General features: G+C 62.3%; 11 protein-coding genes. 4 read left to right on the top strand and 7 right to left on the bottom strand.

Features of this window, described 5'->3' with window-relative positions:
- Window positions 1-1,368, bottom strand: a complete 1,368-nt coding sequence (locus tag G7047_RS01275; RefSeq protein WP_166299976.1) for a UDP-glucose/GDP-mannose dehydrogenase family protein — start codon at window positions 1,366-1,368, stop codon at window positions 1-3.
- 154 nt (window positions 1,369-1,522) lie between these two features.
- On the opposite strand from G7047_RS01275, the gene lysS reads away from it, so the two are divergent.
- The 3 genes from lysS to G7047_RS01260 all read left to right on the top strand — a co-directional run bounded on the left by lysS (window position 1,523) and on the right by G7047_RS01260 (window position 5,068).
- Window positions 1,523-3,061, top strand: coding sequence for a lysine--tRNA ligase (lysS, locus tag G7047_RS01270; protein ID WP_166299974.1), 1,539 nt, complete (start codon window positions 1,523-1,525; stop codon window positions 3,059-3,061).
- Window positions 3,062-3,173: 112 nt separating this feature from the next.
- The gene (locus G7047_RS01265) at window positions 3,174-4,211 is read left to right on the top strand and encodes a diguanylate cyclase domain-containing protein (protein WP_166299972.1); all 1,038 of its coding nucleotides are present in this window, start codon (window positions 3,174-3,176) and stop codon (window positions 4,209-4,211) included.
- A gap of 194 nt (window positions 4,212-4,405) precedes the next feature.
- On the top strand, window positions 4,406-5,068 hold the full coding sequence (locus tag G7047_RS01260; protein WP_166299961.1) for a mechanosensitive ion channel family protein: 663 nt from the start codon (window positions 4,406-4,408) through the stop codon (window positions 5,066-5,068).
- 48 nt (window positions 5,069-5,116) lie between these two features.
- Here the strand turns inward: G7047_RS01260 and G7047_RS01255 are convergent, their stop codons facing one another.
- Together G7047_RS01255 and G7047_RS01250 are read right to left on the bottom strand one after the other, a co-directional pair.
- The gene (locus G7047_RS01255; RefSeq protein WP_166299959.1) at window positions 5,117-6,169 is read right to left on the bottom strand and encodes a 6-phosphofructokinase; all 1,053 of its coding nucleotides are present in this window, start codon (window positions 6,167-6,169) and stop codon (window positions 5,117-5,119) included.
- A 47-nt stretch (window positions 6,170-6,216) separates the two neighbouring features.
- Window positions 6,217-7,989, bottom strand: a complete 1,773-nt coding sequence (locus G7047_RS01250; RefSeq protein ID WP_166311806.1) for an ABC transporter ATP-binding protein/permease — start codon at window positions 7,987-7,989, stop codon at window positions 6,217-6,219.
- A gap of 629 nt (window positions 7,990-8,618) precedes the next feature.
- Here G7047_RS01250 and G7047_RS01245 point away from each other — a divergent pair.
- The gene (locus G7047_RS01245) at window positions 8,619-9,551 is read left to right on the top strand and encodes a LysR substrate-binding domain-containing protein (RefSeq protein WP_256376859.1); all 933 of its coding nucleotides are present in this window, start codon (window positions 8,619-8,621) and stop codon (window positions 9,549-9,551) included.
- On the opposite strand, the gene nagZ is transcribed toward G7047_RS01245, so the two are convergent.
- Genes nagZ through recO form a run of 4 tightly spaced genes read right to left on the bottom strand, consistent with a single transcriptional unit; the run spans window position 9,521 to window position 12,597 of the window.
- Window positions 9,521-10,633, bottom strand: coding sequence for a beta-N-acetylhexosaminidase (gene nagZ, locus G7047_RS01240; protein WP_166299955.1), 1,113 nt, complete (start codon window positions 10,631-10,633; stop codon window positions 9,521-9,523). The two genes, G7047_RS01245 and nagZ, sit on opposite strands and share 31 nt — an antisense overlap.
- Window positions 10,634-10,658: 25 nt before the next feature.
- Window positions 10,659-11,063, bottom strand: coding sequence for a holo-ACP synthase (gene acpS, locus G7047_RS01235; RefSeq protein ID WP_166299953.1), 405 nt, complete (start codon window positions 11,061-11,063; stop codon window positions 10,659-10,661).
- Window positions 11,060-11,830 (bottom strand): pyridoxine 5'-phosphate synthase, encoded by a 771-nt coding sequence (locus G7047_RS01230; RefSeq protein WP_166299951.1) that lies wholly within the window; start codon window positions 11,828-11,830, stop codon window positions 11,060-11,062. The genes acpS and G7047_RS01230 overlap by 4 nt, the downstream gene beginning before the upstream one ends.
- Window positions 11,827-12,597, bottom strand: coding sequence for a DNA repair protein RecO (gene recO / locus G7047_RS01225; protein ID WP_166299949.1), 771 nt, complete (start codon window positions 12,595-12,597; stop codon window positions 11,827-11,829). Before recO ends, G7047_RS01230 begins: the two co-directional genes overlap by 4 nt.
- Between the last annotated feature and the right edge of the window lie 15 nt (window positions 12,598-12,612).

Below are 12,612 nucleotides of genomic sequence, written 5' to 3'. Positions count from 1 at the left end.
TCAGGCCGTGCGGCGGCCCACGCCCTGATATTGAAAGCCGAGGCGCTTCATGTCAGCGGGTTCGAACAGATTGCGACCGTCGAAGATCACCGGTTTCTTGAGCAGCTTGCGCAGCGCGGGGAAATCCGGGCTGCGGTAGACCTTCCATTCGGTCGCGATCAGCAGCGCATCAGCGCCCTTCGCGGCCTCCATAGGATCGGCCGCAAACTCGATGGACGCCTTCAGCCGGGCCACGTTGTCGCCGGGCATGAGCTGCTCGAGAGAGCGTACTTGCGGATCATGCGCTCGCACGTTCGCACCCGCAGCAATCAGCTTGCGCACGATATGGCGGCTCGGGGCTTCCCGCACATCGTCGGTCGCGGGCTTGAAGGTCAGGCCCCAGACCGCAATCGTCAGGCCCTTGAGCGAGCCGCCGAAATGCGCGATCACGCGATCGACAAAACGCTCCTTCTGCCCGTCGTTGACGGTCCGCACCGCCTCGACCACCCGCATGCGCTCACCCGCCTCGCGCGCCGTGTGGCAGATCGCCGCCACGTCCTTGGGAAAGCAGGACCCGCCGTAGCCCAGCCCCGCGTAGATGAAGTCGTAGCCGATGCGGCGATCCGAGCCAATGCCCTTGCGCACCTGCTCGATGTCGGCCCCCAGCGCATCGGCCAGATTCGCCATGTCGTTCATGAAGCTGATCTTGGTGGCCAGCAGCGCGTTGGCCGCGTATTTGGTGAGCTCTGCACTCTTCACGTCCATGACGATCAGGCGCTCGCGGTTGCGATTGAACGGCGCATAGGCCTGGCGCAACAGCGTCTCGGCCTTGCGGCCTGCGGCGTCGTCACTCACGCCAATCACCACGCGGTCTGGCCGCATGAAATCCTCGACCGCCGCCCCTTCTTTGAGAAACTCGGGATTGGAGACCACGGCGAAGTCCGGAAGCCTCTTGGCCAGATCAGCGCGCTTCTTCAGCGCACGCTGAATCGCGCCGCGCACCTTGTCGGCCGTCCCCACCGGCACTGTGGATTTATCCACCACCACGAGAAAGCGCGAGAGATGCTCGCCGATCTGCTCGGCCACCGCCAGCACCTGGCTGGTGTCGGCGCTGGAATCTCCCTTGGGCGGTGTACCCACGGCGATGAAAAGTAGATCCGCATGGCGGACTCCGGCCTTCATCTCGGTGGTGAAAACAAGGCGGCCAGCGGCCAGATTCTTGGCGATCAGCTCGGAAAGCCCTGGCTCGAAGATCGGCACTTCGGCCTTCTTGAGGCGTTCCACCCGGCCCGCATCGCGCTCCACGCAGAGCACCTGATTGCCCAGTTCCGCAAAGCACGCGGCCGACACGAGACCTACGTAACCCGCGCCAACAATGGTGATTTTCATAAATTTCTGCTCGCAACAATGACAGTCGAAAGCCCTTGCGAGGCTGTTTCTGGCGCATGGACTTAAAATTGAAGGTTTTCCAGTGCGCACGGCCCCGGCAACGGAGCTTTGACCGCCGCTATTGTCACCCTTCCGGGCAACCACCGAATTCTTTATGTCATCCGATCAGCCTACGAACACTCCAGCAGTCACCGTTGATGAGAACAAGCTCGTCGCAGAGCGCCGCGAAAAACTCAAGGTGCTGCGTGAAGCGCAGGCGGCAGGCAAAGGCGTGGCATTCCCCAATGACTTCAAGCCCTCTCACCGTGCTGGCGCTCTGGCTGCCACCTACGGCGAGACGGAGACCGAAGCGCTCGAAGCGCAGAACCTCACCGTCAGCGTAGGCGGCCGCATGATGCTCAAGCGCGTGATGGGCAAGGCCAGTTTCGCCACCGTGCAGGACGCCACCGGCCGCATCCAGCTTTACGTGACGCGCGACGCCTTGGGCGAAGACGTCTATGCCGACTTCAAGAAGTGGGATCTGGGCGACATCATCGGCGCCGAAGGCACGCTGATGAAGACCAAGGCGGGCGAGCTGTCCGTGAAGGTCACGAAGATCCGCATGCTCACCAAGAGCCTGCGCCCCATGCCCGACAAGTTCCACGGCGTAGCGGACCAAGAAGTGAAGTACCGCCAGCGCTACGTCGACCTGATGACCGACGAGGATGCACGCAAGCGCTTCATCGCGCGCAGCAATGCCGTCTCGGGCCTGCGCAACTTCATGGTGCAAAACGGTTTTCTCGAAGTCGAGACGCCCATGCTGCACCCGATCCCCGGCGGCGCGAACGCCAAGCCCTTCGTCACGCACCACAACGCGCTCGACCAGGAGATGTACCTGCGCATCGCGCCCGAGCTGTACCTCAAGCGCCTGATCGTCGGCGGCTTCGAGCGCGTGTTCGAGATCAACCGCAACTTCCGCAACGAAGGCATCTCGGTCCGCCACAACCCCGAATTCACGATGATGGAGTTCTACGCAGCGTACTGGAACTACCAGGACATCATGGACTACACCGAAGCCATCGTGCGCGACGCTGCCAAGAACGCGCGCGGCTCGCTGGTGTTCGAGTACGGCGGCAAGGAAGTCGATCTCTCCAAGCCATTTGAGCGTCTGACGATCCCAGAATCCATCGTCAAGTTCACCGACGCAGGCGACAACGTCACCAACCGCGACTGGCTGATCAACGCGCTCAAGAAGCTCGGCATGAACGAGGAAAAGGACAAGCTGTCCACGCGCACGCTGGCCAGCCTGCAGGTGTTCTATTTCGAGGAAGTGGTCGAAGAAAAGCTCTGGCAGCCGACCTTCATCATGGAGCACCCGACGGAAATCTCGCCGCTGGCCCGCGCCAACGATGACCGCCCCGAGGTGACCGAGCGTTTTGAGCTCTACATCACCGGCCGCGAATTCGGCAACGGCTTCTCGGAGCTCAACGACGCCGAAGACCAAGCCGCACGCTTCAATGCGCAGGTCGATGCCAAGGACAGCGGCGACGACGAAGCGATGTATTTCGACCACGATTTCGTGCGTGCGCTCGAGTACGGCATGCCCCCCACTGGCGGCTGCGGCATCGGCATCGACCGCCTGATGATGCTGCTGACCGACAGCCCGAGCATCCGCGACATCATTCTGTTCCCCGCGCTTCGTCGCGAACAGTAACAGTTTTGGGCGGGGCGGGTTACACTGGTTCTCCGACGTTCGCAAACGTTCACATCGCCAATGGCTGGTTGCGTGCCACTGGCGGCGTACCAACGCGAATCTTTGAGAACCCATGAGCCAGCTACTCAACGAACCCAGTTTGAGCACAGCCCAGTCCTCCTCTTCCGACCGCCCGTTCTCGGTGCTGTTGGTGGAGGATCTCGCATCAGTTCGCGCGCAATTGGCGAACGAGCTGCGCCGTGCGGGCATCTCCGAAGTCCTCGAAGCCTCTGACGCCGAACCGGCGCTGCGGCTTTTCGAGCTGCGCCGCCCGGACATGGTGCTACTGGACATCCGCCTTCCCGGCGCGCATGACGGCTACTGGGTTGCCCAGCGCATGCGCGAGCTGGAGCCCGGCGGCTGGACTCCCATCATCTTTCTCTCCGGTCTCGATGGCGACCTCAACGTCTGGCGAGGTATTGAAGCCGGTGGCGACGACTATCTGGTCAAGCCCGTCAAACCCATCGTGCTCGCTGCCAAACTGCGCGCCATGCGCCGCCTGCATGAAATGCGCCGCCGCCTCGTCACCCTGACCGACGAGCTGCACGTGGCGAACCAGCGCCTCAATGAAATGGTGGAGATGGACCCGCTCACGGGTCTGGTCAACCGGCGCGGCTTTGACCGTATCCTGCACACCGAAATCATGGCCGCCCGCCGCGACCACGCACCGCTCACGTTGATGCTGTGCGACCTGGATCACTTCAAGCGCTTCAACGACACCGCAGGTCACGTGCAAGGCGACGCCGCCCTGCGCGACGTTGCCCGCGTGCTGCGCGAAGTCTGCGTGCGCCCGCGCGATGTAGCATCGCGCTACGGGGGCGAAGAATTCGCCCTCATCCTGCCCAACACCCCGCGCGCTGGTGCCATGACCTTCGCCCGCGCCTTGGGCGGCCTGCTCAAGACCCGCGACATTCCCCACCCCGACTCGCCCATCGGCCCGGTGCTCACCCTTTCGGGCGGTATCACCACTTGCGTGCCCGACGACACCACCAGTGCCATCACCATGGTCATGCGGGCCGACGAAGCCCTATACGCCGCCAAAGCCCAAGGCCGTGATCGTTTCTTCAGCTTCGAAATGCAGATGGACACGATAGAACAACGCAAGCGTTGACTCTTCTGTTTTTGTTTTTGCTCTGTGACGGACGTTGAGTCCGTGCATTGTTTGGCAATCTTCGTTTTAAGAGGCCATATCGGCACCTCAAAACGAAGCACCGGCCGAAGCCACAAGGCTTCGTCCCGAACAAGCACCAGAACCAAAAATGTTAAGGTCCTTCACTGACCAAAATTTCAAACTTTAGAAAAGACATGGCTCTTCGTTGGAGAACTTACTTGCCGGATTGGACGCAGGACTCGTTGGATCTGATCGTTCCCGGCTTCCAGATCGTGCTGATCATCGCCGCCGCCGTGCTCCTGCACAGCATGTTCAAGCGCATCATGAACCGTGCGGGCGACCACTACCAGTTCCCGCACGAGCTGACCACACCGGTCACCGTCGTCGTGCGCTGGCTCATCATCCTGAGCGCCCTGCTGCTCGTGCTGGAGCGTCTGGGCGTTTCCGCATCCGTGCTCTGGACTGCCTTTACTGGTTTCGCCACCGTCGGTGCCGTTGCGTTCTTCGCAGCGTGGAGCGTGCTGTCCAACCTGTTCTGTGCGTTCTTGATTTTCGTGGTCGGCCCGTTCCGCGTGGGCGACCACATCGAGCTGCTCGACACCGCCGAAAAGCTCGGCGCGGTGGGCAAGGTGGTCGACATCAACCTGCTCTACACCACGCTCGAAGACTCGACCGCGCCCGAACCCGGCACGCTGCTGCAGATTCCCAATGCACTGATCTTCCAACGCGTGGTGCGCCGCTGGCCCGAGGGCAAGCCGCTGCCGCAGAGCAAGCTGCATCAGCCACCCGCCGCGCCGTCGGCAGCCAACGCGAATGCCGAGCCGACACCGGCGCCCAAGGCCGCGAGCTTTCCTTGAGAAAATCGGTTCAAAGAAGCCGCACGATCGGATCAAGCAACTGCATGATCACTCGCCCAACGAGATCCCGATGTCTCGCGCAGTCGTGATGAGCTCATGATCAAGTGGCACCGTGCGCTGCGCATTTGCAACGTCACCCAACGCCACGCTGCCGATCTCGCCGTGCTGCAGCGTGACCATGCGGCACCATTCGCGCGCGAGCACGAGTTGTGCGGCGCGGTGACCAAAGCGCGTCGCGAGCACCCTGTCGAATGGTGTGGGATCGCCGCCGCGCTGCAGATGGCCGAGCACCGTCGCGCGCACCTCGCTCTTCAGATGCGGCTGCAGGCGCTCGCGCAGCACATGGGCCACGCCGCCAAGGCGCACGGGGTCCGGACTGCCTTCCACCCGCTCGCGCACGGTGAGGCTGGCGCCACTTTCCTTCGCGCCCTCGCCGATGCAGATGATGGTGTATCGCTGGCGCAGTTCGCGCTCGCGGCAGCGCAGGGCGATGGCCGCGATGTCGTAGTCGATCTCAGGCAGCAGAATGATGTCGGCTCCGCCCGCAAGACCTGACTCAAGCGCGATCCATCCTGCATGTCGGCCCATGGTCTCGACGATCATCACGCGGTGATGGCTGTTGGCCGTGCTCTCGATGCGATGCAGCGCATCGGTCACCGTGGCCACCGCCGTGTCGAAACCGAAGCTGCGCTCGCAGTGCGCGATATCGTTGTCGATGGTCTTGGGCACGCCCACACACTGCAAGCCCACGTCCGCGAGCCCATGCGCGAGCGACATGGTGCCGTCGCCGCCGATCACCACCAGCACATCAAGTCCCAGCGCTTTCGCATTGCGTGCAACGAGTTCCTTGGTCGCATCGTCGCGCAGCGGGTTGGCACTGTTGCTGGTGCCCAAAATCGTGCCGCCGCGATGCAGGATGCCCGAAACCTGATCCCACGACAGTGCCTGCACGCGCGGCGTATCTTCCATCAGCCCCTGGAATCCATCCTCGATGCCAAACACCTCGCACTGCCCTTGGCCGATCAGCGACTTGGTCACTGCGCGGATCACTGCGTTGAGCCCCGGGCAATCTCCACCACCAGTCAAAACACCAACGCGCATGACGACACTCTCCTCAAAATTTCAAACTGCAAGCATCATCCCATGACTCACAATGCGGCACAGCCTCCAATGGACGTCGCTTCAATGCGCTGGCGCTCCGGCTCCAGCGTCCAGCGCCGGTTGTGGAAAGCATGCACGCTGTCGCGGTGGGCAATTGACACTAGCCCGCCGTGCTTCTCATCGACGAGCTGCACCAGTTGCCGATAGACATGCGCCTCGGTCGGATTGTCCATGGCACTCGTGGCCTCGTCCGCGAACACCCACGCGGGGCGCTTGAGCAGCACGCGCGCAATCGCGAGTCTCTGCTGCTCGCCACCGGAAAGCACCGCGTTCCACACATTGCTCTCGTCGAGGCGCGTTTGCAGCTTAGGTAGTCTGGCGTTATTCAGTGCTGCCAAAAATTGCGCATCCGAGTACTGCGATGCTGGCTCCGGATAAGCCAGCGCATCGCGCAGCGTTCCCTCCGGAAAATAGGGGCGCTGCGGAATGAACATCGCATCCTGCGGTCGCTCGACGCAGCCCTTTGCAAAGGGCCAGATGCCCGCGAACACCCGCATCAGCGTGGATTTTCCGCTGCCCGATGGCCCGCTGATCAACACATGATCACCGGGTTGCACGCGCAGCGCGGCGTTCGCGAGAATCACCTCGCCCTGCGGCAGATCGACCTCGAGCGAAGCGGTCTCGACATGGTTGCCCATCGTCAGCTCCGCACCGTCACGGGCATGTTCGCTCTGCAGCTTCAGACTTTCGTCAAAACCCGCGAGACGCTGCGTGGTCGCGCGCCATGCGGCGATGTCCTGGTAGTTGTTCACGATCCAGCTCAGCGAGTCGGATACTTGACCGAACGCCGATGAAATCTGCATGAGCTGCCCCAGCTGGATCGCGCCGCTGAAGAAGCGCGGCGCCGCAATGATGAACGGGAACACCACTGCCGCCTGCCCAAAGAAGGTGGTGAACCAGATCAGGCTTTTCTGCTTGCGTATCAGCGCCAGATAGTTGCCCAGCACGTCACTGAAGCGCAGATTCAGACGTTCGCCTTCCACACGTTCACCGCTGTCCAACGCAATCGCCTCAGCATGCTCACGCACGCGGATCATGTAATGGCGGAAGTTGGCCTCGAACTGCTGCTGCCGATTGTTGAGCAACACCTGCGGCGCACCCACCAAGAAGGTGATGGCCGTGCCCACAAGGCAATACAGCACCGCCATCCACACCATGAAGCCCGACACCTGCCAGGTACCGCCGCCCAGCACCTGTGGTGCAGCCACTTCCATCACACCACTCAGGCCCCAGAGAATGCCCACGAAGCTCACAAAGGTGACCAGCGCATTGAGCAGTCCCATCGACAACAACACGGTGTAGGTGGTGAACAGATTCAGGTCTTCCTGAATGCGCTGATCGGGATTGTCCGGCACGTTGCCGCCACCGAAGCGCGCGAGCTCCAGCCGATAGAAGGCCTTGGCTGCAAGCCAGCGCGAGAGCATGCACCGGGTGAGCCAGCTTCGCCAGTTCAATTGCAGCAGTTGTGTGAGATAGAACTTGTAGACCGCAATCACAATGTAGATCGCCGCGAGCCAACAGAACTTCCAGAGCTGCTGCCAGAACACGTCCGCCTGCTTGTTCTCCAGCGCGTCGTAGAACACGCGATTCCATTCGTTGAGTTGCACCAGCATGTACACCGTGCCCAGATTCAACGCAATGATGGCGATGAGCAGCCCCCATGCCTTGCCCTTTTCCTCTGACACGAAATAAGGACGCGCCAGTCCAATGGCCTGGCGCGTGACATGTGCGGCATTTTGCAGCTTCTGCTTCAGACTCATGGCGACCTTTTGTGGTGTGGATTCTTGCCCTGCGCACATCATGGCGCGGCAGTCTGAGGCGAAGCTTAAACCGCTTTCTTTCAATATGCGTCCAGCGATGGACAGCGCAGGGCATGGAGCTGCCTGTGGGGCGCGGCGCCGGACATCGCCTCGTTCATCTCGCCTGACTGCAGCCACCCCAGTGCCAACTGCCAACTGCCAAAGGCTGCACTCGAAACGGTCGTGAAAGAATGCGAAGTGTCCTATGCCCTCCACACCCAACGCGGTGGGCGCAACACGGATATGTGTTCGCTCGGCAAACGGGAAGTAGCCCAGCAACCGCTCCAGTGCCTCGCGTGTGCCGAAGGCATCGTCCTCCATTCCGATGGCGAGCATCGGCGAACGCATGCGCGCACAGCGTTGCACCAACTGCTTGCGCTCGTCCAGCCGGGCCAAAGGACGGGTGCGCCCCCATGCATCCTCGAGGCGACGCATGCGCTGCGTCCAGTCATGCACGACACCACTGGGCGTGTCTTCAAGCCATCCCAGCCGCTTTCCGGGAAAGTAGCCCAGAGCGGCGCTCAGCAACGGCATCACGACCTGCCACTTCCACCACATGCGCGAACGCTGTACCGGAACCACTTCCCACCATCCCGTCTCTGGATCTGACCCGCAGCTTCGTCGCCGTCGGTCGGCGCATGAGCATCACGCAGGCGGCCGAGGATCTGTTCGTGACGCAATCGGCCGTCAGCCGCCAGGTTCGCCATCTCAAGGAGGCCATCGGTGCGTCGCTGCTGGTGCGTGGCCATCGGAGCATTCAGTTCACGCCCGCTGGCGAACGGTTGTTCCAAAGTGCGGACAACAGCCTGCGACAACTGCAGGACGTGCTGGAAATGCTGGATGCGAAACAGCAGCGCAAGACCGTCAAGATCACGGCGAGCATCGGCTTCACCGCGCTGTGGCTACTGCCGCGCCTGATCCGTTTTCAACAGCAATGCCCCGATGTGGATGTGCGCGTGGCCGCAGGCACCAAAATTGTGAGCATGAACACGCCGGGCATCGATCTGGCCATCCGTTACTGCACGCTGCGCGATGTACCCAAAGGCGCGCTGCGCCTGTTCGGCGAGACGCTGGTGCCGGTGGCCCATCCCTCACTCAAGGTACAGCGCCTCAACACGCCGGGACAGCTCACCAAGCAGGTGCTGCTTGAGTTTGACCTCCCCGGGCGCCCGTGGCTGCATTGGCATGGCTGGTGTGCCGCACGGAGTATCGAGCTGCCACGCGATCAGCGCATGCAGCACTACAACCAATACGATCAGGTGATTCAGGCGGCGATGGCAGGGCAAGGTATCGCCATCGGTCGCCATGAACTCATTACGCCTATGCTGCTGGACGGACGGCTGGCGGCCATCGGCGCGATGGACGTTGGTCTCAGCCCATTCAGCTACTGGCTGGTGAAGTTCGCGGAGTCACGTTCCAAAGGTAGCGGCGATGCCGGTTCGGCCGACGCACTCGTGCGTTTCATCGCGTGGATCGAACAAGAAGCCAAGGATCAGGGAAGCAAATCCAGCGCGTGCATGTAGGCGGGCTGGATCATGAGCTCATCCCACGGCTGAGGCAGCGTTTCGGGCAGCAGCGCCACGCGGCGCGCCTCGCTGTTTTTGTCTGACTTCCACTGGCCTTTGGCGAGCGCCTTGTCCATGTCGGACAGGAAATCATCCACCAGCTTACCGTCGCCCACGCTCTGGTTGCAGAGCAGCACCATGTCACAACCAGCGTTGAGTGCGGCGCAGGCGGCTTCTGCGTAACTCAGCACACTGCCGTTGATGCGGCGCGCGGCTTCCATGCTCAGGTCGTCGCTGAAGATCGCACCGTCATATCGCAACTGACCACGCAGAATGTCTTGCAACCATTTGCCGGAGAAACCGGCTGGCCGCGCATCGACCTTTGAATAGATCACGTGCGCGGGCATCACGGCCGTGAGAACACTGGAGAGCCATAGGTACGGCGCCGCATCGTCGGCCAGAATCGCCTTGAGCGTGCGGGCGTCGACGGGGATGTCCACATGCGAATCGGCCTTGACAAAGCCATGGCCGGGGAAATGCTTGCCGCAGTTGGACATGCCCGATTGCAGCAGTCCATGCATGAGACTGCGGGCGAGCGTCGCCACCACGCGTGGGTCACGATGGAAGCTGCGGTCGCCGATCACACCGCTCTCGCCCCAGTCGAGATCGAGCACCGGCGTGAAGCTGAAATCCACGCCGCAGGAACGCAGCTCGCTGCCGAGCACATAGCCCGCAGCCGTTGCGGCATCCATCGCACGCATGGCGCCAGAGCCTTCGCGGTGCTTGCTGCCCTTGCCGTCGTCCATCCACATTTCGCCGAACGCGCGCATCGCGGGGATGTGCGTGAAGCCATCGGTCTTGAAGCGCTGCACGCGGCCGCCTTCATGGTCCACGGAGATCAGCAGATCGGGCCGCACAGCCTTGATGTCGGCGCACAACTGCAGTAGCTGATTGCGGCTGTCCCAGTTGCGGGTGAAGAGAATCATGCCGCCGACCAGCGGATGCGCGAGGCGCTTGCGATCCACGTCGGTGAGCTGCTTGCCAGCGACGTCGATGATCAGCGGAGCGTGGATGGCGGAGGGGGTCTGGCTACGGCTCATGGGGTATTTCTCAAAGGGGCGCGATTCAGGTCGATGGCGGCAGATGCTCGACGACGCAGAAGCTCGCCGCATAGTCGGTTTCGTCGGTCACGGTGATGTGCGCGGCGAGACCCTTGGCTTCAAACCAGGTCTTGAGCTCGCCATGCAGCACGATCACCGGCTGGCCGCTCGGCAGCTTGGAAATTTCGCAATGGCGCCACGTCATCGGCATGCGCATGCCGAGGCCGATGGCCTTGCTGAAGGCCTCCTTGGCGGAAAAGCGCGTGGCGAGATAGCGGATACCGCGCTCGGGCCAGCGCTCAGAGCGCGCTCGCCAAGTCGCCAGTTCGGCTTGCGACAGCACCTTTTCGGCGAACCGGTCGCCATTGCGCTCGAGGCTCGCACGAATGCGGCGCACGTCGCAGATGTCGGTGCCGATTCCGTAGATCATTTTCTGGCCGCCATGCCGGCGTCGATGCAGCCCTGATAGGCGCGCACCGTTTCGGCGTATCCGAGTTCGAGCGCATCGGCGATCAGCGCATGGCCAATGGAGACTTCGAGCAGGCCCGGCACACGCGCGACGAATTCGGGCAGGTTGTCGCGGTTCAGATCGTGTCCGGCGTTGATGCCGAGCCCCGCATCGAGCGCGGCCTGAGCTGCTGCGGCATAGGTCAGCAGTTGCTGTTCCTTGTCCGGCGTGGCCCAGCCAGCAGCATAAGGCTCGGTATAGAGCTCGACGCGATCAGCGCCCACGGCCTTGGCTGCGGCCATCTGTTCAGGCACCGGGTCCATGAACAGGCTCACGCGCACGCCAAGTGCACGGCATTCGTCAATCAGCGGCTTGAGTCGCTCGGCATCCTGCGGGAAGGTCCAGCCGTGGTCGCTGGTGAACTGCTCCTCACTGTCTGGCACGAAGGTCGCCTGGTGCGGACGCGTCTGGCGGATGAACTCCATGAGGTTCTGCGTGGGGTTGCCCTCGATGTTGAACTCCGCTCTCGGCCACTGCTTCATGAGCTCGGCCAGCTCATACACATCGCTCGCGCGGATGTGGCGTTCGTCCGGGCGTGGGTGAATCGTGATGCCCTGCGCGCCCGCTTCGAGGCACAACTGCGACGCGCGCGTCACGCTGGGAATGCCCAGATGCCGCGTGTTGCGCACCAGTGCGACCTTGTTGATGTTGACCGACAAGGCGGTGCGGGAAGAATGTGATGTCGTCATAACGATTGCAGATCCATCATGAGCTGGCGGGTGCGCAGCAACTGGCTACCGCAATGGTATTGCAGAAGCGCGCGCAATTGGGATTTGAGTTCGCTGGCCAGACCTGCGCCAATGAGCACACGCAGGGTCGTGGTGAAACTCGTCGTATTGTCAGCGAGCGCATCGTGCAGTGCGCACCAATGTGCGCCAGACAGCGAAAATCGCTCGCCCGATGCGGCCCTGCGCAGCCCGCCCTCCGCGACCAGCGCATAGCGGGCATTCGGCTCGAGCGGCGAAAGCGTGGCGGTTTCCACATGCAGATCGGGCAGCAGGCCGATCTCGCGCAGCAGCACCAGCTCGAAGCTGCGCAGCACGGGCTCGAGTGCATCGCCATGCTCACTGGCCAGCACGCGCACCACGCCCGCGTAGATGTCGAACAGCGGCACATGCGTGTCTTCGCGCGCCAGTAGCCGCATCAGCAGTTCGTTGAGATAGAGGCCCGAGAGCAGCGCATCGCCCGAGGGCATGATGTGGCCGCCGACCCATTCTGCAGATTTGAGCGCATGGATATCGCCATGGCCCTCGCCTGAGATGCCATAGCTCACCCGAAGCGGCTGCAGCGGCAGCAGCACAGGGCGAAAGTTGGAGGTCGGCTTCTTCGCGCCCTTGGCCACCAGCGCCACGCGCCCGTAGCGGCGCGTAAAGGTCTCCAGAATGAGGCTCGATTCGCTCCAGTCGTATTGATGGAGAATGAACGCCGGTTCATCACTGATGCGCTTGGTCGCCATGACCCCTTCGGAATG

Source organism: Diaphorobacter sp. HDW4A (genome assembly GCF_011305995.1).
Lineage (GTDB): Bacteria > Pseudomonadota > Gammaproteobacteria > Burkholderiales > Burkholderiaceae_C > Diaphorobacter_A.
Note: the sequence above shows the minus strand (reverse complement) of the source record. Positions and strands in the feature narration are given on the sequence as shown.